The organism is Kyrpidia spormannii (assembly GCF_002804065.1).
Taxonomy (GTDB): domain Bacteria; phylum Bacillota; class Bacilli; order Kyrpidiales; family Kyrpidiaceae; genus Kyrpidia; species Kyrpidia spormannii.
The window spans coordinates 2,459,144-2,481,295 of sequence record NZ_CP024955.1 but is presented as its reverse complement, the minus strand read 5'-3'; the positions used below and the strand labels follow the sequence as shown (position 1 = coordinate 2,481,295).

Genomic DNA, 22,152 nt, shown 5'->3' with positions numbered 1-22,152 from the left:
AGTCGCGTTTTAACCGCCTGTTTAGAAAAAATAAGAAGATCGAGGAATAGAATTTCAGCCGCCGCCCCATGTATGGTGGAGCCAGGTGAATCAGAATACTTAGAAGTTCCTGGAGGTGAAACCATGAAAGTCGGACGAAAATGGTCCGCGGTGGCGGCGGCGGGAGTTCTGCTTGGGGCGGGCATGGCGTCGGCGGCAGGTGAGGTCCCGACGACGGCGACGTCGGCGGCGCAAATGGCGGTCCGAATGTTTCCCAGCGGTTCGTCGGCGGTGATTCTTTGTTCCGGAGATCCAAAAAGTGAACGGTCGGACCTGGTAGCTGGCCAGGCACTTGCCGCGTATTTATCCGCCCCTCTGTTACTCACCCAAAGTGCGGTGGAACTGGGCCCGAACACGCTTCAATCTCTGTCGCAACTGTCCGTACCTGATGCAAACCCGATTGGTGATGTGCAGCCCTACCAACCAGCTCCGGGCAAGCCAAAAGTGTATTTGGTCGGTACAAAGGATTCCCTGTCGGGATCATTGGTCAACCAGTTAGAGAGCTTAGGATACGCTGTCCAGGATTTGCGCACGGATTCGGCGTCTGCATTATTGAGTGAAGTTCAGAATATCGTGGCCCCACCTTTTCCCTCTCCATCGGACGCTCCGGGATTTCCCGGGAAATGGACCACTTACGCCGGGGATCAGGCCCACAATCCCTTTTATCCCGTCCCCGATTCTGCCCCAAGCTGGGAAAAAGAAGGGGTGATGTGGAACTTTCCAGAAAAAGCGGCCGTGCCGTTGTCTCAAGAATTTCCTGATCTGCGCCAGTTGGGCATGCGGGGGGCGCCAGTGAAAATGACCCAGAGCCTTGGCAATGCGTGCGGCGTTACGGCGGTGGACGGAGTGATCTACGCGGAGTCGGATGATGCGCACCTCTACGCTCTGGATGCAAAAACGGGTCAATTGTTGTGGCAGGCGGGTCCCACTGTGAACGCCCTCATGGGCAATCCCATCGTGGGGGATGGGCTGGTGTATGTCACCGCTGGCGACACAGGCTTTTCCTTTTCCCAAGTGCTCAAATTCATGCTGTCCCAGGGCAAAATGCAGTTGGTCAGGGGTCTGACCTACTCAGCCATCTATGCTTACGACCAGAAATCCGGGCGGCTGGTGTGGAGACAGGATTTTCAGGGCAACGCGATGCCCAGCCCGGCCCTGGTGGACCATGCCGTTTACGAAGCGACTGGAGACGGGCATCTCTACGCCTTCGATTCGAAAACCGGGAAATCTTTGTGGACGACAGATCTCGGCGGCTTCGACAGTATGTCGTCGACCAACTACTGGCGGGATCCCGAGACCGGGCGGGTGGAAATCATCGTCGGGGTCTCCGATGCGAACAACGTGGTGGCGGTGGATGCCCAAACCGGAAAGGTGTTGTGGAAACAACCCACGACCCTGAACATCTTTAACACCGGTATGGGCGACAATACACCTACGGTGGACCAGGAGAATGGCTTGGTGTTTCAGGATTCGGTGGTGGACAACGACCCGAAGACCAACACGGTGGACTTGGCCATCTATGCCATGGACGCGAGAACCGGGAAAATGGTCTGGAGCACGAAGCTCGGCCGGGGGAGCAGTCCTCCTGCTTACAAAGCCGGGGTGGCCATGGTGCACGACGGCGTGGTCTATGTCGGCAGTCCGGCGACCTCCCGTTACTATGCCTTGGATGAGAAAACCGGCCACGTTTTGTGGACCTTTCATTTTCAAAACTCCGGGCCGGCCGGGGCCGGGCGGGGCAGTGCCGTGTACGCCTACGACAGGCTGTGGGTAGCGGCGGGACCAAAAGTCTACGCCCTGGATCCCAAAACGGGCAAGGAACTCGGGTCTTATGAACCGGGGGGCCGGTTTGGGATCGTCAACCCCGTTATTGTGGGCAAAACGATGTATCTGGGGAATTCCTACGACTGGATCCAGGCCATTCCCCTAAGCAAAATTGATCCAACGGTGCAATCTTCGGGAGCGTGATCAGGCATGTGTCAAAAGTGCGGCGACGACACTCATGTGGAAAAGAAAATTTCCCGCAGAGACATGTTAAAGTACATGGGAGCCTTCGGGCTGGGGCTGGGGATGTTTCCCCTGGTTACAGGACTGGCTTCCGGCCTCAACCGGGACCGGGAGATTGCGGCCACCTCGAGCCGCGTCAAACGTTTGACCTTTCTTCAAACCACCGACATTCATGGCCAGGTGCTCACACATCCCGAATTCTTTTGGGAGAATAACACGATCGTCTTTCGCCGGACAGGGGGCATGAGCCGGATTGCCACCTTGTTCCAACGAGTCCGAGCCGAGAACCCCGGTAACGTGTTTATCATCGACACCGGGGACTGTTATCAGGGTTCAGCCCTGGCGGCCCTCAGCAAGGGCCGGGCAATGGTGCGGATCATGAACCGCATGGGGTACGACCTGGCGATTCCTGGAAATTGGGAAGTGGTCTACGGGTCCAAAGCTTTGGTGGACTTATCGCGAAGCTACAATTTCCCCGTGATTTGTTCCAATATGGTGTGGAACGGGCAAGGCCCCCAGCCGAATCGGGATCTGTTTCCGGAATATTATATCAAAGAACTTGGAGGGGTGCGAATTGGTTTCATCGGTTATAACGACCCGTTAACCAAAGTTCGGCAGTCGCCGGCCTGGTCGAAGGAAATCCAGTTCGGCCTCCCGACCGATTCGATACCCCGGCTGGTCGACATCTTGCGCAACAATTACAAATGTCAGCTTGTGATGATGCTTTGCCACCTGGGCCTGACTCAACAGGTATACCTCGCGAAACAGCCCCAATGTCAAGGGGTGGACTTCCTGTTCGGCGGGGATACCCACGAGCGGACTTACGAACCCATCTTAGGCGGCCATTGCCCGGTGGTGGAGCCGGGGTCTTTTGGGTCTTTCGTCGGTCGGCTGGATGTGGTGGTGGAGGACGGCAGAATCAAGGACTACACTTACAAGCTCTTGGTTGTGGAGGAGAACCAGTACCCCGAAGATCCGGCGATCAAAAGTGTAGTGGAAGCGGAGCGGAAACCCTACCTTCCTGTCATGGAACGCAAAATTGGCGAAACCAAAGGCTACTTGTACCGTTACAATGTGCTGGAAACGCCTATGGATAATTTGATCACCGATGCCATCCGGGACGCCACAGGCGCCGATATTGGTTTTTCCAATGGATTCCGCTTCAGTCCGCCGATCCCGCCAGGTGATCTCACTGTGGAGCATCTGTACAGCATTCTGCCCACGAATTCGCAACTGGAAATCGGGAGAGTGACGGGAAAGCAGATCTGGGACTGGATGGAAAAAGAATTGGAAAACGTGTTTTCTCCCGATCCGGCGAAGCGGGTGGGGGGATGGGTGGTTCGTTTTTCCGGAATGCAAGTGACGATGACGATCGCGAACCCGTATGGCAAGCGCGTACAATCGATTACCATCGGGGGAGAACCGCTGCAGCCGAATAAGACCTACACCATCGCAGCTTGTGTCCGGGAAGGGGAGGACCCCACCGTTTTGTGTCGGTTTAAAAATGTGCGTGACCCCCATATCCTTGACCTTGACGTGTTTCAAGCGATTGAAAATTTCTTGAAAAAGAAAGGGCCGGTTCAGTACGAGATCGAGGGCCGGGTCAAGGCCACGGATGCCCATGGATTTGTATTGTCACAATTGCCGGGGACAACATACACTTTTCACTAAATTTTCGAAATCAGCAATTTCCCAGCATCCTTGACATCAAAGGCGATATTTCCGCTATAATGAGAATAGGGAACCCCGGAGGGTATGTAAAGAAAGTGTTCTTGCGAATCGTTTGAAACAACTATCTCTTTCTGATCCGGGTAGACCGCATTCTGAAAAGGGGGATGCGCGATGTGACCATTGAGCTCGCTACTACATTAATTGTCATTGGCGTGATCGGGGCTTTGTTATCCGGTATGCTCGGGATTGGCGGAGCGATTGTGAATTACCCGATGATCCTGTACATTCCGCCTATGCTTGGGCTCCCGGGGTACAACCCCCATGAAGTGGCCGGGATCGTGGCGCTTCAGGTGCTGTTTTCCACGTTGTCCGCCGTGATCGCCCAACGCGGGGATGAAGTGATCCACAGGCAACTGGTGCTGATCATGGGGATCTCGGTGTTGGTGGGCAGTTTTCTCGGAGGGTACGGAGCGAAGTTTTTGTCGGGGAATATTGTCAACATCATCTACGCCATTCTGGCGACTGCCGCTGCAATCCTCATGTCCCTTCCCAAACGGGGTTCAGAAGACCTCGCCCTCCACGAGATTGAGTTTAATAAAACGGTGGCCGTCGTTTCGTCTCTGACGGTGGGTTTGGCGGCGGGGATTGTCGGGGCCGGAGGGGCCTTTCTGCTCGTTCCGGTCATGCTGCAGATTCTGAAGATCCCCACCCGAGTCACCATCGCTTCCTCTCTGGCGATTACGTTCCTGTCGTCCATTGGGTCCTCCGTAGGGAAGGTATTGGCCGGAGGCATTCCTTGGACGGCGGCGGCCATCGTGGTGGTGGCGAGCGTCGTCGTGGCCCCTTTAGGAGTGAAGGTCGGCCGGATGATGGACGTTCGGGTGCTCCGGGCCGTCCTCGGGGTGGTCATCATCGCCGTGACCGTGAAGATTTGGACCGGCATCCTACTCCCATAAGCCAACAAGTGCATACCCACAGGGGAAAAGATTCGGACGCGACCGTCATGCAGATGCAAACTGAAAGAGCCCAGGGGTCGGCCGGGCGGCCAGCCCCGGGGCTCGATTTTTGCGTGTGTCACGATTTGACAGGTTCCGTCTGCGCTTCGGGCATCACGTAAGCGTCCGGATGTGGTTTGAGCACCCGAAGCATCCACAGCGGCCGGTACAGCCCTCCCGGGCCCGGCGCTGGGCGGGTGAGTTGCAGCCACCGCTCGAACACCTCGTATGCTTTCTTCGTGTCCACGGCGATGTCGGCATATCGGTCACTCGGCCCCGCTTTCTCCACCCGCACCCGCTGGTGCCAACAGTGCATGCCGCTGATGGGATCGGGCTGGATCGGGAACACGATATTCTGGTGCACCCCCCCGTCTGACCACCAGATCCGCCCGGAGTCAGGATCGGTGCTCTCAAAGGGCCGGGGCCCGTGTTTTTGCCGCATGCTCCATTTTCCCGGTTCCACTTCCTTGATGGAAACCAGGGACGAACTCCAGCGGTCGCTGCCGTGGTCCTCTTGTAGCCGCCAGCGGCCAAGGTGATGGGAACAGGCCACCACGCCCGGGCGAATGCCCTCGGTGACCCAGACCTTGTCGACAAAATAACCGGTCTCGGTCGAGACTTTGACCAGATCCCCGGTGTCCACCCCGAGGCGCTGGGCGTCGATGGGATTCATCCACACGGGATTGACGTGGGCGATCTCATGCAGCCACTTCGCCCCGTTCGTCCGGCTGTGGATGAGCATCGGCAGCCGGAAGGTGGGCAAGAGCACGAATTCGTTTTGGCTCCGGTCGAGGGTTTTCGGGTGCACCTGGCTGACGATGTGGACCATCTGCCGACGCTCCGCCTCGTTGCGCGGATATATGGGAATGGCGTATTCCGGCCATCCCCAATCCCTCAGGGTCGTGGAGAAAAACTCCAGTTTTCCCGAGGGCGTCGGCCAACCCTGAACCGCGCGGCCCTTCACCATAATCCCGGCCCGGAACTGCCCCCGGCGGTTTTTGAACGGCCCCGGGTAGGCCCGGTGGTTTGCCCCGTGCACGGGATGATCCACCCAGATCCCCGGCTCTTCGCCGTCGTCCACCCGGTCCTCGGCCTCTTCGGGCACAATGACCGCATCCCGAAGGACCTCTTCCGGGACCGGGGTGAGGTCCTGGCGATACACGTCTTTGGTGACCTCGAACACCCCGTATTTTTGCATGTACTCCAGGGGCGCAATCCCCTCCCGGGCGGCGGCTTCCGGCAGTCCGGGGACGGCATTTTCAAAAATCCAACGGTAGTACTCGCTGACTGTGATTTTCTCTCCCGGGCGGTACGGGGATTCAAAATGTTTGCGAATACCCAGGGACCCGTCCGGATCGATCCGCCAAGACAGCTCAATCCAGAACTCATTTTCTTCCCAGACCTCCCCGGGGTTGACGTCCCGGGTGTCCTGCACCGGGATGCCCGCCCGCTCCCGGGCGGCGCGCTTGACCGGCTGGCGAAACCCGATCCACTGGGAGGCGTGGGTTTCGTAGCTGTGCAGATCGTGCCGCTCAGGCGCCAGGCCCACCGGCAAGACATAATCGGCGTACTGGGCGGTTTCCGACCAGGTGGGGGAGAGGACGACGTGGCAGCCGAGTCGCTCGGGATCCTTCAGGAACTCGATCCACGTGAATCCATCCGGGAAGGTCCACACCGGGTTGACCACCCGGGCAAAATACACTTCAAGCCGCTTGTTCCGCCGCTTCAGGATGTGGGGAAGGGCATAGCTGAGTTCAAAGTATGTCAGCGGATACTCCCTCGGCCAATGGTTTTCATTCCACATCTGAATGGGATCCGGCATGGTGTTGCGCCGGGGGACAAACTTGACCCAGGCGTTGGGGATCATGCTTCCCGGCTCGCCCACGGCGCCCATCAACACGTTGAGGAACATGAGCGCCCGGGTGATCATCCACCCCCCGCGGTTGCCGGCGGCGGCATTGCGCCAGATATTAGACGAGAATGCCGTACCGGCCCGGGCGATTTCGTCGGCCACCACCTTGACCCAGCGCGCCGCGATTCCCGTCTCCGCTTCGGCAAACTCCGGTGTGTAGTCCTTATAGAGATCTTTCAGCACGGAAACAAAATCCTCGAAGCTCCGGCCTTCTGGCACCCGTTCCAAAAAACCCCGTCGCTGGAGATCCTCCAGGTAGTCCCGGTCTTCCATGAATTGTCTCCAGTTCACCCACTCTTCGACGAAAGTCCGGTTGAAGCGTTCCGTTTGAATCAGTTGATTCGCCACCGCCAGCAAGAACGCCGTTTCCGTCCCAGGCCACGGGGAGAGCCAATAATCCGCCTTCGAAGCGGTGTTGGACAGCCGGGTGTCGATGACGCACACCTTCGCCCCGCTCTGCTGGGCTTTGATGATGCGCTGGGCGTTGGGATTGAAATAATGGCCGCTCTCCAGGTGGGAACTCATCATCAGGATAAACCGGGCATTCTCATAATCCGGAGCCGGGCGGTCGATGCCCATCCAGAAAGCGTACCCCGTCCGGGCCCCCGAAGAGCAGACATTGGTATGGGAGGAGTGGCCGTCCACCCCCCAAGCTTTCAGAACGCGCTCGGTGTACTCATCTTCCCCCGGGCGGCCGACGTGATAGACGATTTCATCCTTTCGCCCATCAAGAATGGCTTTGCGAATCCGCCCGGAGATGTCGTTCAGGGCCTCGTCCCAGCTGACCCGTTCCCATTTGCCCTCCCCCCGGCCCGCAGCGCGTTTGAGCGGATACAGAATCCGGTCCGGGTTGGTCACCTGGACCAGGGTGGCCGGGCCTTTGGCGCAGTTGCGACCCCGGCTTGCCGGGTGCAGGGGGTTGCCTTCTAGTTTCCGGATCTCCCCCGTTTCCTTATCGATGTAGGCCACCAGCCCACAGGCCGCTTCACAATTGAAACACACCGTAGGGACCAATTGGTAATGTTTGTACTGTTTTCGCGGCCAAGACCGGGAGTCCAGTTCCCGCCAATCATCCCACTGGTCGGGATCCGGATGGCTCTTGAGACCGCCGTATCCCTGAATGGCTGAAAGTTTTTCTTCGCGAACGCTCATGCCCCGTCCCCCTTTGTTAACTTAATGGCACCGATTGCCCCGCTTGCACATAGGCGTGTTCATAAGCCAACAGGCCGATGAGGCCGAGTACTCCCGCGAGAACCGGCAGTGCGGGAATCCCGGTAAACCACGAGAGAATGAACGGGATCACCGCCCCGAGGATCACCCCGGTCCAGTAATAACCTTTGTACCGCCCGTGGAACATGTGCTCGGCGGCGATTCTGGCCCCTTCGGACGTGTGGGGGATCACCCATTCGCTGAGCACCAGGGCCAGGTGCAAGCCCAAAGAGATGATCAGGGTGATCTGAACCAGGGGCACGGCCCCTTCGGGCAGCGGCAGAAACAGGTTCAACAGCAGGTAAACCGCCGCGCCGCTCAGCCCGGCCTGGGACAACAGGTGCACCGGCAGGCTCGGATTCTGCCAGAGATCCCGCCCTTTGGCCTGGGCGAACAAGAAAGCGGTGTACATAGCGGTAAAGGCCCCAAGTACCAGGCCGAAAACGGACAATACGGTGTTGGCGGCGGTCACGCCCGCCAGGCTGAGCACAAATTGAATCAAAAGCACAATGCTGTAGCCGGAAATGATCATCGACCCCCGGACCAGCCATGATCTCCACTGGGGCCGGGTAAACAGGCGAAGGAACCGTCCGGGGTGCTCCAGGTCTGCGATCAACAGCAAACCGGTCAGGCCCAGAAAAGCACCCCCGACCACTGCGTTGGCGATCCCCCAGGCCGGGGGCAGGGTTTGTCCGGCAAAGGTGAGAATCGCAAATAGAATGAACACTCCCGCCGCAATGGACTTTGTCCAGGTGTACAAGGAGACCTCCCAGTGCCACGGGGAGTGATGGTTGACATCGTAGGCCAGCCGAGCTGCGGCCACCGACCGGGAGCCGCCTTCCTCCTTCTGGGGCTTTCGGCCGACCGGATAGCCTTCTTTTTGTTCGGCGTACACGTGCATCGACTCGTAACTGCTCTTGGTCGGATTGAGAGTATAATCGCTGGCTCCGACGTAAAAAACTTTTGGATTGGTGCCTTTCTCGGGCTTGCGGACGTCGACTTTATTCCGGGCGATGAGCTGGGAAACCTCACTCTCGGGGTCGTTGAGGTCGCCGACCACGATCGCCTCTACCGGACAGACGGCCACACAGGCCGGCTCCAGCCCCTGATCGATCCGGTGTGCGCAAAAATTGCATTTTTCCGCACTGTGGATATCCGGATGAATGTAAATGGCATCATAAGGACAGGCCGCCATGCACGCTTTGCAGCCGATGCAGACCTCGCGGTCAAAATCCACGATGCCGTCGGGCCGCTGAAACATTGCGGACACCGGACAGATGGCGACACAGGGAGGATCCTCGCACTGATTGCACCGGGTGATTTGAAACTGCCGGCTCACCTCGGGGTAGATGCCCACTTCCACCTGTTTGACATAGGTCCGGTTCACGCCGAGGGGCACCAGGTGTTCCGACTTACACGCGGTGCTGCAGGCGTGGCAGCCGATACAGGCGTCCTGGTTGAACACTTTGCCCCATTTCACCGGGGGGCGTTCTCTGGGCGCTGTTTCGAGCTCGATCATCAATCACATCCCTCCTGACGATAAAATGATGATGGGCGCGAGGACGTTGCGCCGAAACCGGGCTCCGGTCCGGGGAAACAGGGGACGACCCATACGTGGTGAGGATGACAGCGTATTTTGACGACTTTGAAATGGCCCGAAACCGGCATGAATCCAAGAACGGGCGATCGTTCCCCTTTTCGGACATTACCCGGTGAGAGGTTGGCTTTCGTGTGACCCGAACGAGAGTGCCGGGAATGCCTCTACCTCTAGGGGTATTCTAGCACAAGATACCCGGGATCACATAATACTTTTTACCTTTTACATTTGCCGAACAATAGAGAAGGATTCGCACCGTCGGCAGCGGGGTTGCGGCACCTCGCCCAGGCCCTTCACATAGGATGCAAAGGCAGAGGTGTTGACACATAGGACTCATCTCCATGGGAAAAAGGAGGGTGTGACCCCGTGGAACTTCCGGTGGACGCCTTTTATCCCCGTCGGGTGCCGCCCCAGACCCAGCCCCGGCAGCCGGGGATCGAATCGATCATGCGGCCCCGCCCGATATTTGACAACCCCCACTACAGGCCGAGCGGAAAGCTCCAAGGAAAAGTGTGCCTGATTACCGGGGGCGACAGCGGGATTGGCCGGGCCGTCGCCGTCGCCTTCGCGAAAGAAGGGGCGGACGTGGCCATCGCATACCTGGATGAGCATGGCGACGCGGAGGAGACACGAGGCTATATTCAGGCCCTGGGCCGAAGGTGCCTTCTCCTCCCCGGTGATATTGGATCGGAGGAACACTGTTTTCATGTAGTCCAATCCGTGGTTACGGCTTTTGGGCGCTTGGATGTGCTCGTTAACAACGCGGGTGAACAGCATGTGCAGCCCACGCTCCTTCAGGTTACTGACGCTCAGATGCAGCGCACCTTTCGGACGAATATTTTTGCCATGTTTTACCTCACCAAAGCGGCGCTCCCCTACATGAAAAGGGGTAGTGCCATCGTGAACACCACCTCCATCACCGCTTATGAGGGTTTTTCCACAATGATCGACTATGCGGCGACCAAGGCCGCGGTGGTGGGGTTTACCCGATCCCTCGCCTTGTCCCTGGTCCCTTACGGTATCCGGGTCAACGCCGTGGCCCCCGGTGAAGTCTGGACGCCGCTCATTCCTTCATCGTTTACACCGGAGATGGTCGCTTCTTTCGGAAGCCACAGTCCCATGGATCGGCCGGGGCAGCCGGCAGATCTGGCTCCGGCCTACGTGTACCTGGCATCCGGCGACTCGGCTTTTGTCACTGGTCAGGTGATCCATGTCAACGGCGGCGTGATCACGGGCAGTTAAATCCCTGTGGGGTACACTCCGGCTGAGCCAGGCGGTCTCGGGATAGGTGGTTTCGGGGCCGCCGGGTACCGGGTGTTGTCGGCCCTCCAAGGGGGATTTGCGCGCCAGGAATAGGGTGGGACTTTCAAAACTGGAGCGCGTGTCGTATAATAATAACGACAAGTTTCCCTAAGCCAACATATTGTCCGCTTTGACAATTTGTTTCAGCTGTAAAGAAAAGGGGAGGTGACGGAGGTGGCCGAGATGTCGGTTGGGGTTCGCGATCACAAGGCGGTGGCCGCGGCCAGGATGGCAATGAGCGGGAAAACAAAAGGCCTTCGGGCACTCCTGCCCTTTGTCGGGCCGGCCTTCGTCGCGTCGGTGGCCTACATGGATCCCGGAAACTACGCCACCAACATTGAAAGTGGATCTCAGTTCGGGTACCAGATGCTCTGGGTGGTGGTGATGGCGAACTTAATGGCCATGCTGATCCAGAGCATGTCCGCGAAGTTGGGCATCGCAACGGGGAAAAACCTGCCGGAATTGTGCAGGGAACATGTTCCAAAAGGCGTTTCCGTCACCTTATGGATCGTGTCGGAGTTGGCCGCCATGGCCACGGATTTGGCAGAATTCCTCGGGGCGACTCTGGCTTTGCATTTGCTTTTTCACATTCCGATGCTGGCGGCGGTCCTGATCACCGGGGTGGCGACCTACCTCCTTCTCACTCTGGAACGATTCGGATTTCGACCTTTGGAAAAGGTCATCGCCGGATTGGTGGCTGTGATTGGACTGAGTTATCTGGTGGAGACGATCTTTTCCAGGCCAGAGTGGGGCCAGGTCGTTTACCACAGTGTCGTGCCATGGCTCGGACCCCAAGAAAGTGTCATGTTGGCGGTGGGGGTGATCGGGGCCACGGTGATGCCCCATGTGGTGTACCTGCATTCCGGGTTGACCCAGCGCCGGATCATTCCCCGGGACGACCGCGAAAAGCGGATGATCAATCGGTTCAGTGTCAAAGAAGTGGTGATCGCCATGGGGATTGCCGGGCTGATCAATCTCTCGATGATGTACATGGCGGCTTCGGTGTTTTACGCCAGCGGTCATACCGCGGTGGCCGACATCACTACGGCCTACCAGACATTGACCCCTCTTTTGGGACCGGCGGCGGCGACGGTGTTTTTGATCTCCCTCCTGGCCTCGGGATTATCCAGTTCGACAGTGGGGACGATGGCCGGACAGGTGATCATGCAGGGATTCGTGGGGTTTACGATTCCGGTGTGGCTGCGGCGGGTGGTGACGATGATCCCCGCCGTCATCGTGGTGGCTTTGGGGGTCGATCCCACCCGGACGCTCGTGATCAGTCAGGTGGTGCTGAGTTTGGTCCTGCCGGTTCCGGTTATCACCTTGATCTATTTTGCCCGCAGAAAAGACATCATGGGAATCCTGGTGAACCGGCCGCTGACGACCTGGGTGGCCAGCGCAGTGGCCACGGTGGTGACGCTGCTGAATGTGCTGCTGATCTATCAAGCCTTGGGCGGCCCGATGCCCTCCATCGGCAGTTGATGGGCGGTTTGCGTTCTGGAAACGATTCTAAACGATTTTATGAGGTCGAAAAATGCCAGCCCGGCGCTCTACACGCCGGGCTATTCGATCTTGAGGCGTTTGCGGATACCGTATCGGTCAAGTCGGCGGTACAGGGTGGTGCGGGCGATGCGTAGCCTTCTGGCGGCCTCGGAAAGGTTGCCCCCCACTTCCTCCAGTAGCTGCAACAGTTGCTCACGGTCGGCTCCGGTGCCCCCGGGCTCGGCATTGGCGACGTCGGGGTCCGGTTCCAATCTTGAGACCGGCGTGGATTTGACCGGTCCGGGCAAGGACTGCCTTGGTGAAGCCAGGGTGGATCTCCCCACAGCGAGACGGTGATCGCCGGATGTGACCGGCGGATCGGCATTCTTTGGTGCGAGGGGTCGATCCGAATCGCCGAGCCCGGCTTTGCGCAGGGTTTCGGGCAAATCCCGCCAGGTGATGACCCGGTTGCAGAAAAGGACGGCATACTCCAAGGCGTGCTTGAGTTCCCGCACGTTTCCTGGCCAAGGGTAGCGATGGGCGAAGAAGTCGAACACATCAGGCTCCAATCCCGGTCTGGGAATGTGGTAGCGTTTGGATAACTGATCCAAGATGTGGTCGATGAGCAAGGGAATGTCCCCGCGGCGGTCGCGAAGCGGTGGAATCGTCAAGCTGACCACGTGGAGACGGAAATACAAATCTTCCCGGAATTCCCCTCTTCTTATCATCTCCTCCAGATTTCGGTGGGTTGCGGCGATGATCCGGGCGTTGACGGGAATCGGTTGAGAGGATCCCAGCCGAACCACTTCACGCTCTTGGAGCACCCGAAGAAGATGAACCTGAAATTCAGGTGGCATTTCGCCGATCTCATCCAAAAACAACGTGCCGTTTTGGGCCTCTTCGAACTTCCCGGGCTTCCCCGTTTTCGAGGCGCCGGTAAAGGCCCCGGGGGCGTAACCGAACAGTTCACTGGCCAAAAGATCCTTTTGCAGAGCCCCGCAGTTAACGGCAATGAAAGGGCCGTTCCGGCGGGGGCCGGCTTGGTGGATCCCCCGGGCAAACAATTCCTTTCCGGTTCCGCTTTCCCCGAGCAGCAAGACCGGCACGTCGGTGTGGGCCACCACGTCGCAGCGGGAGATGACCGAGAGAATCTCCGGACTTCGCCCGATCACACCTCCCCAGGCCACCGTTGGGCCCGCCGCTTTTTGGGAACCCATGGGCCGAAGGATCAGGAGGTAGCCAACCCGCCGGCCGGACCACTGGACCTCCTCAACGACCACGCGAATCCCACATTCCTCTAAGGTAACCTCGTACATCCCCTCGTCTCCGGAGGGGCTGCGAGCTGCGAACAGTGCGGCGTGGATTCGTTCATTGTCCCACCACTGCTCCACTTCCCGACCGGAATGCCGCCGCAAAATCTGCCTGGCCTCTTCATTGACGGCCACTGGATGGAAGGCGGCGTCCAGAGCCATCACGCCGTTTCCCGGGTATCGCCGGTGCGCCCGTTGATACCGTTCAGAAAGTTCGAACCGTGCTCCTGCAATCTGTTGGTTCATCCGAGATTGAATGGTCCCGCAAGCCATAGTGACCATGCTCAAGGTGTGGGGCTGAATGTCCCGCCACAAACCGGTGACATCCACCACCCCGATGATCTCTCGGGAGATGGGATCCCGAATCGGCGCCGAAGAACAGGTCCAATCCTGCACCCCCACACAAAAGTGTTCGGCAGCGAAAATCTGAACCGGCTGGCCCACTTCCAAACAGGTGCCGATGGCGTTGGTCCCGATGGATTGCTCGCTCCAGTCGGCTCCCACCACGAAGTTCATCCGTTCCGCTTTCTTGAGTACTTGGTGGTCCCCGTCCAGGAACAGGATGTGCCCCTTTGGATCGCAGAGGGTGACCAGATAGCCCGTCTCCTTCACCTGCAAAGATAAATCCTGCAAAACCGGGAAAGACAGTTCATATAACTGAGAATATTGAAGAATATCTTTGATTTGGTCTTCTTTCAGGGAAATATCCGTCGCTTTGCGGCGCGGATCAACCCCGGACTGCACACATCGGCTCCAGGACTCCAAAACGACGGAACGAATGGAAGAGCTTCCGGCTGCCCGGGGATCGCGTAAAAAGTGGTCCCAACTTTCCTCCAATCGTCGGCGCTGCTTTCTGAGTTCCTCGGGGGACAACACCGTGCGATGTGCGTGATACAACGGTTACACCCCACTTTTTTGGAGTCACGTCAGAGCTGTCTAGGGTTTTGCACTATTATACTAAATTTCGGCTAAGCGGGAATGGGGGTAACTCTTTTTTTTACGCCGAATGGTTCCGCTCGGCATCCTGGCCATTGTGATTATCACCATCTGTACTAGAGGCATTTGAATATAGTCTATTATCATTGACGAGTGCTCGCAGCCCTCGTCTTGCTGGCGGCAGCAAAGAAATCAAGGTACTACTGTACCGTCGCCAACACCTACTAGGGCACTACATTTACATCGCTACACTTGCACCGCTACACCTGTATACATCCTGGTGGAGGCGCAACAGGGGGCTACAACTTTTCTGCTTCATAGACCAAGATTTCGGGTTATTTCCTGGATCTCAGAGATGGCACAATCTTTGCGAGATAGGGAGGGGGACAACAAGATACAAGGGAGGTTCACAGATGGCGAGCCATATTCAGGTGCTGGGTATCGATGCCGGCGGAACGATGACGGATACCTTTTTCGTGGATGCTGAAGGAAACTTCGTTGTCGGCAAGGCGCAAAGCACACCGTATGACGAGTCGGTCGGCTTGATCAACTCATCGACCGACGCGCTTGCGCAGTGGAATCTCACTGTCGAAGAAGTCTTTCCGCAGTTGGTGACGGCCGTGTATTCCGGGACGGCCATGCTCAACCGCATCGTACAGCGGAAAGGCTTACGCGTCGGATTGATCGTCAATCGCGGGATGGAAGATTTCCATCGCATGGGGCGGTCGATTCAATCGTACCTGGGCTATTCTTACGAAGATCGCTTGCACCTTAATACCCATCGCTATGATCCGCCCTTGGTCCCGAGGGAGCTGACCTTTGGTATCACCGAACGGATCGACATGTTCGGCAACATCGTCATCCCGCTGCGGGAAAATGAAGCGTATGAGGCGGCGCGAAAGCTTGTGGATCTAAACGTGGAAGGCATTGTCATCAGTTTCCTTCATTCTTACAAGAACCCCGTTCATGAACGGCGGGTGCGAGACATCGTTCTCGAGGTGGTGCGTGAAGCCGGGAAGAATATTCCGGTCTTTGCCTCTTCAGACTATTATCCCGTGCGCAAAGAGTCACACCGCACCAATACCACTATCCTCGAAGCGTATGCCGCAGAACCGTCGCGTAAGACGTTGGTCCGAATTAACGAGCGGTTTAAAGAACTCGGTGCCCGGTTTGACTTGCGGGTGATGGCCAGCCACGGCGGGACAATCGGCTGGAAGGCAAAAGAGCTGGCTCGGACAGTCGTATCCGGACCGATCGGCGGTGTGATCGGAGCGCGCTCGCTCGGCGAACGTCTGGGCTACCGCAATATCGCTGCCACCGATATCGGCGGTACGAGTTTTGACATGGCGCTAATCGTTCAAGGTCAGTTCACCATCCAACACGATCCGGATATGGCCCGGCTGGTTTTATCTTTGCCGCTCGTGCAAATGGACAGCGTGGGGTCTGGTGCCGGCAGCTACGTGCGCATCGATCCGTATACGCATGCGATTCGGATTGGCCCGGATAGCGTGGGATATCGCGTCGGCGTCTGCTGGCCGGAAAGCGGAGTAGAAACCGTCACCATATCCGACTGTCACGTCGTGCTCGGATACATCAATCCGGATAATTTCCTCGGTGGGCAAGTTAAGCTGGATCCCGAACGGGCCCGAAAAGCAATTGAGGAGCAAGTCGCCCGTCCGTTGGGGCTCACGGTGGAGGAAGCTGCCGCGGGTGTGATTGAGCTGCTCGATACGCGCCTCCGCGATCATTTGCGGGCGATGATCAGCGGGAAAGGTTATCATCCCTCCGAATTCGTCTGCTTCTCTTACGGCGGCGCCGGCCCGGTGCACACGTACGGTTATACCGAAGGGCTCGACTTCGAGGACATCATAGTTCCCGCTTGGGCGGCCGGTTTTTCCGCATTCGGTTGTGCCGCGGCGGAATTTGAGTACCGCTATGACAAGAGCCTCGACATCAACGTGGCGCCGGACGCCGGGGCGGCCGAAAAGCTCGAAGCCGTACAAGTGCTTCAGAGCGCCTGGAGCGAACTGGCCGAAAAGGTGATCGAAGAGTTCCGCCTCAACGGCTATTCGCCGGAAAGCGTCATGCTGTTTCCGGGTTACCGCATGATGTACCGCGGTCAGCTCAACGATCTCGAGATCAATTCTCCGCTCAACCGTGTCGAAAAGGCCGGGGACTGGGATCAGTTGACGGAGGCTTTTGAAGAGACGTATGCCCGCGTTTACGCAAAAGCCGCCCGCAGTCCCGAATTGGGCTTTACCATTACGGGTGCAATCATGCGCGGCATTGTGCCCAGCGTCAAGCCGCGTATTCCGGAAGAACCGCTCAACGGTGCAACACCGCCTAAAGAAGCGCTTCGCGGACAGAGACCTTTCTACTTTCGCGGAAAGTGGGTTAACGCCGACATCTGGGATATGGACACCCTGCGGGCGGGCAATCAAATTGAGGGTCCCGCGATTATCGAGGCCCCGGCGACGACGCTTGTCGTTCCACCGGGTTGGAGCACGACGTTGGATGCACACCGTCTGTTCCATCTCAAGCACCGCTAAGAAATCACGATCATGAAGGAGGATGGTCCGAATGGCAAAAACCCGACTGGGCGTAAATTTTAGCCCGCTGAAGCTCCAGGGACAGACGCTCAAAGAACACCGCGATGAGGTGTTGCGGCTCACGCGGGAGACGGGGCATTATGCCGGTTTGACGAACTTCGAGCTCAAAGAGAGCGACCCGATCTTATACAACAAAATGTTCTCGCGGCTTCGTGCCGGCGTTGTGCATGCCCGCGAGACGGCGAAGCGGATCGCCGCTTCTCCGATCGTCGAGCAAGAGGGTGAGCTCTGCTTTACGCTTTACAACCCCGCAGGCGATTCTCTGATGACCTCTACGGGCATTATCATCCACGTAGGGACCATGGGCGCGGGCATCAAATACATGATCGAAAACGGATGGGAAGAAAACCCCGGGATTCGGCCGGGCGACATTTTTACCAACAACGACTGCATGTTGGGGAATGTTCACCCGTGTGATGTGCATACGATCATCCCCATCTTCTGGGAAGACCGGCTGGTCGGTTGGGTCGGTGGCGTGACGCACGTTATCGATACGGGCGCCCTCGGACCCGGATCGATGACCATGGGGCCAGTACAACGGTTCGGTGACGGTTACCAGATCACCTGCCGGAAAACCGGAGAAAATGACCGGCCGCTCCGCGACTGGCTCCATGAAAGCCAGAGGTCGATCCGCACGACGCGTTACTGGCTGCTCGATGAGCGCACCCGCATTGCAGGCTGCCATATGATCCGCGATCTGGTGCTCGATCTCATTCGTGAAGTCGGAGTCGAAAACTATATGAAGTTTGCCTATGAGATCGTGGAGGACGGGCACCGCAGCCTGATCCGGAGGATTAAGTCGATGACGGTGCCGGGTAAGTACCGGGCGGTGGCGTTTGTCGACGTCGGTTATGACCATCCGGACGTTAACGTCCCGCCCTATGCGAAGGTCGACACGATCATGCATGCGCCGCATGAAATCACGATCAAGACGGACGGCACATGGAAGCTCGATTTTGACGGTTCGAGCCGTTGGGGTTGGCATTCGTTTAATGCTCAACCGGTTTCGTTTACCAGCGGTATCTGGGTCATGATGACGCAAACCTTGATCCCGACGGAACTCATCAATGACGGCGCCTATTATGCGACGCAATTTCGCCTGCCGCGGGGCACGTGGCAGAATCCGGACGACCGGCGAACGGCCCACTCTTACTCCTGGCACTTCCTGGTCTCCGCGTGGAGCGCCATCTGGAGGAGCCTTAGCACGGCCTACTTTGCGCGCGGTTATCTCGAAGAGGTCAACGCCGGAAACGCCAATACGTCCAACTGGCTCCAAGGCGGCGGTTTCAACCAGTACGACGAGATTCACGCCGTCAACAGCTTTGAGGCGGCTTCCGAAGGTACGGGGGCTACTGCTGTGAAAGACGGTCTGGATCATGCGGCGGCGATCTGGAACCCCGAAGGCGACATGGGCGACATGGAGATTTGGGAGTTGGCGGAGCCGCTGATCTACTTGGGGCGCAATGTAAAGGCCAACACCGGCGGTTATGGAAAGTATCGCGGCGGGTGCGGCTACGAGACTCTCCGCATGGTTTACAATGCCAAGGACTGGACCATGTTCTTCATGGGGAACGGGTATATGGTCAGCGATTGGGGTTTGATGGGCGGCTATCCCGCGGCCACCGGTTATCGATTTGAAGCCCACGGTACCGATCTGAAAGAAAGGATCGAGCAAGGACTACCGCTTCCGCTTGGGCCCGACGCCGATCCCGATCACCCCGATTACGAGAAGGTCATGAAGGCCCGCACCATCAAGCGGGATAAGCAAACCATGACCACAGAGACGATCTTTGAGAACTACGATTTCTACCAGAACTACTTGCGCGGCGGTCCTGGCTTCGGTGACCCAATTGAGCGCGATCCCGCGAAGATCGAAGCGGACCTCAACGGCGGCTACTTGCTCCCCCGCTATGCGGAAAAGGTGTATGGAGCGGTCGTCTATCAAGATGAGCAGGGCCACTGGCATGTGGATCGGGAGGCGACCCAAAAGCGCCGGGAGGAGATCCGCAAGGAGCGCATCGCACGGGCCAAGCCGACGCAAGAGTGGATGAAGGAAGAGCGGGAGCGCATCCTGCGCAAGGAAGCTTCGGTGCAGGTCCGTCACATGTTCGCGACGAGCTTCCAGCTTAGCCCCAATTTTTTGGCGGAATTCAAGCGATTCTGGGATCTTCCTGAGAATTGGAACTTGACCGAAGAGGAGCTTGAGACTCCCACCTTCGGCTCAAAACATCGCATGAGCGTAGAACAGCTTCCCGACGTGAAGCGCCTTGTGCTTGTCGAAGAGTAAGGAAGTACAGATTAGGTGAGGAGGTCGGCGCAGATGGGGTACGATCGAAAGAAAATTGAAGAATTGATCGACGGGACCATCGATTGGGAGACGCAGCATCGCATGCTTTCGGAGCCCAAAGATCCTGAACGCTTTCAGGTCTATCTTGAGATCTTGCAGGAACGGGTGCCGTGGGAGGACCGCATCCTCCTCCCCTATCAATATCATCTTTACGTCGTCGAGAAAAAAGACACCGGCGCGTGGGTCATCAAGTGCGATTGTGGCCATGAATTTTGCGACTATCGAGAGAACTGGAAGCTTCATGCGCTCATCTACGTCCGGGACACGGAGGAAGCGATGAGCGAAATCTATCCAAAGCTGATGGCGCCGGACCCGAATTGGCAGGTGTTCCGGGAGTTTTACTGCCCCAGCTGCGGCACGCTTCTGGAAGTGGAAGCGCCCACGCCTTGGTATCCGGTGATCCATAACTGGGAGCCGGACATCGAAGCGTTCTATCGCGAGTGGTTGAAGCTACCGCTGCCGACAGAAAAGTGAGCAAAGGTGTGCAGCGCAATGGCCTCGTTCCATTGCGCTGCACCAACTTTTTTGTGGCGGATGGCTCATGGGCCAAATCGCATCGCGATGGGGGGATGGAAAGTGTCGGATGGACGCGGAACAGGCCGCCAAGACCCGGCTATTTGGAAGCCGGAAGAAGCGGAGCGAAAAAGAACTCGGCTTTGGTTCTTTATGCGGCGGGTCGGGGTGTCGTCCCTCAATGAATTGAGGGAAGGGGCGGCACGGAATCCAGCTTGGTTTTGGAAGGAGGTGGCCGACGATCTTCGATGGCCGTGGTTTGAACCGTATGGGCAAGTGCTCGACGTGTCCCGGGGGGTCGCTTGGGCCAAATGGTTTGTTGGCGGGAAAACCAACGCGGCGGCTGCCTGTGTGGACCGGCACGTGGGGACGGAAAAGGATCGGGAAAAAGCCCTGATTTGGGAAGGGGAAGACGGTTCTTCGCTTCAATGGACGTACGAGGAACTGGCCGATCGCGTAGGGCGTTGGGCGGCGGTGTTCCATCGCCTGGGGGTCGGCAAGGGGGATGTGGTGGGCGTCTATCTTCCCATGCTGCCGGATACGGCGGCGGTTCTTCTTGCCTGTGCCAAAGTTGGCGCGATTTTCACCCCCGTTTTCAGCGGGTACGGGGCGGAGGCGGTGCGGTCGAGGCTGGCCGACAGCGGGGCCAAGATTCTGATCACGGCGGACGGCTTTTACCGGCGGGGCAAGGTGGTGGCCATGTTGTCCGAGGCCACCCGGGCTGTGGAGGGATTGGATCACCTTCGCCACGTGGTGGTGGTGTCCCGGGTTGGAGCGGGACCGGAAGCGGACGGGGGAAGAGGGGAGGAGCCCGGCCGCGCGCGTCTTTTGGCGGCGGACCGGTTGTTGAGAGAGGTCTCGGCGGAGGTCGCCACGGAGGTGCTGGACAGTGAAACTCCCCTGATGATCATCTACACCTCTGGGACGACCGGCAAGCCGAAGGGAGCGGTGCACACGCATGTCGGCTTCTGCTTGAAAGCGGCGCAAGATTTGGCCCATTGCTTTGATTTGCGGGATACGGACACCCTGTTTTGGTTCACTGACATGGGGTGGATGATGGGGCCGTGGGCTGTTTTCGGAGGGTTTGCACTGGGGGCGACCGTTCTGCTGTACGATGGGGCCCCCGACTATCCTTCGCCGGACCGGCTGTGGCGATTGGTGGAACGGCACCGGGTAACCCATTTGGGTCTAGCTCCCACCGTGATCCGTTCCCTCATGACCCAAGGAGACCATTGGGTCGAACGGGTAGACCTTTCGTCGCTCCGGGTGCTGGGATCGACGGGCGAACCGTGGAACCCAGATCCCTATATGTGGTTTTTTGATAAAGTCGGGGAAAAGCGCTGTCCGATCATCAATTATTCGGGGGGAACGGAAATCTCCGGCGGCATCCTCGGCTGTTTTGTAGGTGAACCCATTGCTCCGTGTTCCTTTGCGGGGCCGATTCCCGGAATGCATGCCGCCGTTCTCGATGAAGAGGGGAGGCCGGTGGAGCGGGGACAGGTGGGAGAACTGTGCATCCTGGGGCCGTGGGTCGGGATGACGCGGGGGTTCTGGAACGATCCGGAGCGGTACGAACAGACTTACTGGTCCCGGGTCCCGGGGATCTGGTTCCACGGAGACTGGGTGCGAATCGATGAACATGGGTACTGGTACATCGAAGGGCGTTCCGACGACACCCTGAAAGTGGCCGGCAAACGCATCGGACCGGCCGAAATCGAATCGGTTCTGGTCGCTCATCCGGCGGTGGCGGAAGCGGCTGCGATCGGCGTCCCTCATGCGGTGAAGGGGGAAGGGATTGTCGGTTTGGTCCGGTTGGCGCCCGGCGCCGCTCCTTCGGAAGAGTTGCGTACAGAATTGAGGGACTGGGTCGCCGGGTTCCTCGGGAAGGCGCTGAGGCCGGAAGAGATTCGGTTTGTCCGGGACTTGCCGAAGACTCGGAGTGGAAAAATCGTCCGCCGCGTGATCAAAGCGAAACTTCTCGGTCTGAATCCCGGGGATCTCAGCAGCCTGGAGAACCCAGAAGCACTGGAGGCCCTGACGGAGTGAGTGTGCCGCTCTTCCTGTCAGGTCTCCCCACCGAGCGTGTAAACTTAAAGTAGTAGACCCCCATGCCGCCGGTGCGACACCAGCAGAAGGATGAAAATGGGTCGGTGTTGAACAGGTACTCAGGTGGCTGGTGAAGCGGATTAACCCCCGCAGATTGGACACATGCTCCCGATATTG

Annotated in this window: 12 protein-coding genes; 9 read left to right on the top strand and 3 right to left on the bottom strand. The window is 58.1% G+C overall.

The genetic code is table 11. From position 1 onward, the window contains the following. Positions 1 to 123 precede the first annotated feature (123 nt). The 3 genes from CVV65_RS12390 to CVV65_RS12380 all read left to right on the top strand — a co-directional run bounded on the left by CVV65_RS12390 (position 124) and on the right by CVV65_RS12380 (position 4,673). Complete coding sequence (locus CVV65_RS12390) at positions 124 to 2,007, top strand: outer membrane protein assembly factor BamB family protein (RefSeq protein WP_100668389.1); 1,884 nt, start codon at positions 124 to 126, stop codon at positions 2,005 to 2,007. Positions 2,008 to 2,043: 36 nt separating this feature from the next. Then, positions 2,044 to 3,717, top strand: a complete 1,674-nt coding sequence (locus CVV65_RS12385) for a bifunctional metallophosphatase/5'-nucleotidase (RefSeq protein WP_198592019.1) — start codon at positions 2,044 to 2,046, stop codon at positions 3,715 to 3,717. Between the two features lie 173 nt (positions 3,718 to 3,890). Continuing rightward, positions 3,891 to 4,673, top strand: coding sequence for a sulfite exporter TauE/SafE family protein (locus CVV65_RS12380; protein ID WP_100669496.1), 783 nt, complete (start codon positions 3,891 to 3,893; stop codon positions 4,671 to 4,673). Positions 4,674 to 4,791: 118 nt separating this feature from the next. Here CVV65_RS12380 and CVV65_RS12375 read toward each other — a convergent pair whose 3' ends face one another. Both CVV65_RS12375 and CVV65_RS12370 read right to left on the bottom strand, forming a co-directional pair. Then, complete coding sequence (locus tag CVV65_RS12375) at positions 4,792 to 7,776, bottom strand: molybdopterin-dependent oxidoreductase (RefSeq protein ID WP_100668387.1); 2,985 nt, start codon at positions 7,774 to 7,776, stop codon at positions 4,792 to 4,794. A gap of 16 nt (positions 7,777 to 7,792) precedes the next feature. Beyond that, complete coding sequence (locus CVV65_RS12370) at positions 7,793 to 9,352, bottom strand: 4Fe-4S dicluster domain-containing protein (RefSeq protein ID WP_100668386.1); 1,560 nt, start codon at positions 9,350 to 9,352, stop codon at positions 7,793 to 7,795. 444 nt (positions 9,353 to 9,796) lie between these two features. Between CVV65_RS12370 and CVV65_RS12365 the strand changes: the two genes are divergently transcribed. Then, positions 9,797 to 10,672 (top strand): SDR family oxidoreductase, encoded by an 876-nt coding sequence (locus CVV65_RS12365; protein WP_232070110.1) that lies wholly within the window; start codon positions 9,797 to 9,799, stop codon positions 10,670 to 10,672. 243 nt (positions 10,673 to 10,915) lie between these two features. Beyond that, complete coding sequence (locus CVV65_RS12360) at positions 10,916 to 12,214, top strand: Nramp family divalent metal transporter (protein WP_170100094.1); 1,299 nt, start codon at positions 10,916 to 10,918, stop codon at positions 12,212 to 12,214. Positions 12,215 to 12,294: 80 nt separating this feature from the next. On the opposite strand, the gene CVV65_RS12355 is transcribed toward CVV65_RS12360, so the two are convergent. Then, the gene (locus CVV65_RS12355) at positions 12,295 to 14,421 is read right to left on the bottom strand and encodes a sigma-54-dependent Fis family transcriptional regulator (protein ID WP_232796606.1); all 2,127 of its coding nucleotides are present in this window, start codon (positions 14,419 to 14,421) and stop codon (positions 12,295 to 12,297) included. A 452-nt stretch (positions 14,422 to 14,873) separates the two neighbouring features. On the opposite strand from CVV65_RS12355, the gene CVV65_RS12350 reads away from it, so the two are divergent. The 4 genes from CVV65_RS12350 to CVV65_RS12335 all read left to right on the top strand — a co-directional run bounded on the left by CVV65_RS12350 (position 14,874) and on the right by CVV65_RS12335 (position 21,975). After that, the gene (locus CVV65_RS12350) at positions 14,874 to 17,009 is read left to right on the top strand and encodes a hydantoinase/oxoprolinase family protein (RefSeq protein ID WP_100668385.1); all 2,136 of its coding nucleotides are present in this window, start codon (positions 14,874 to 14,876) and stop codon (positions 17,007 to 17,009) included. 31 nt (positions 17,010 to 17,040) lie between these two features. After that, on the top strand, positions 17,041 to 19,356 hold the full coding sequence (locus CVV65_RS12345) for a hydantoinase B/oxoprolinase family protein (RefSeq protein ID WP_198592018.1): 2,316 nt from the start codon (positions 17,041 to 17,043) through the stop codon (positions 19,354 to 19,356). 33 nt (positions 19,357 to 19,389) lie between these two features. After that, a complete protein-coding gene (locus tag CVV65_RS12340; RefSeq protein ID WP_100668383.1) occupies positions 19,390 to 19,890 on the top strand; it encodes an acetone carboxylase subunit gamma in 501 nt (166 codons plus the stop codon). 102 nt (positions 19,891 to 19,992) lie between these two features. Beyond that, entirely contained in the window at positions 19,993 to 21,975 is a 1,983-nt protein-coding gene (locus CVV65_RS12335) for an AMP-binding protein (protein WP_232796605.1), read from the top strand. The last annotated feature ends 177 nt before the right edge of the window (positions 21,976 to 22,152 follow it).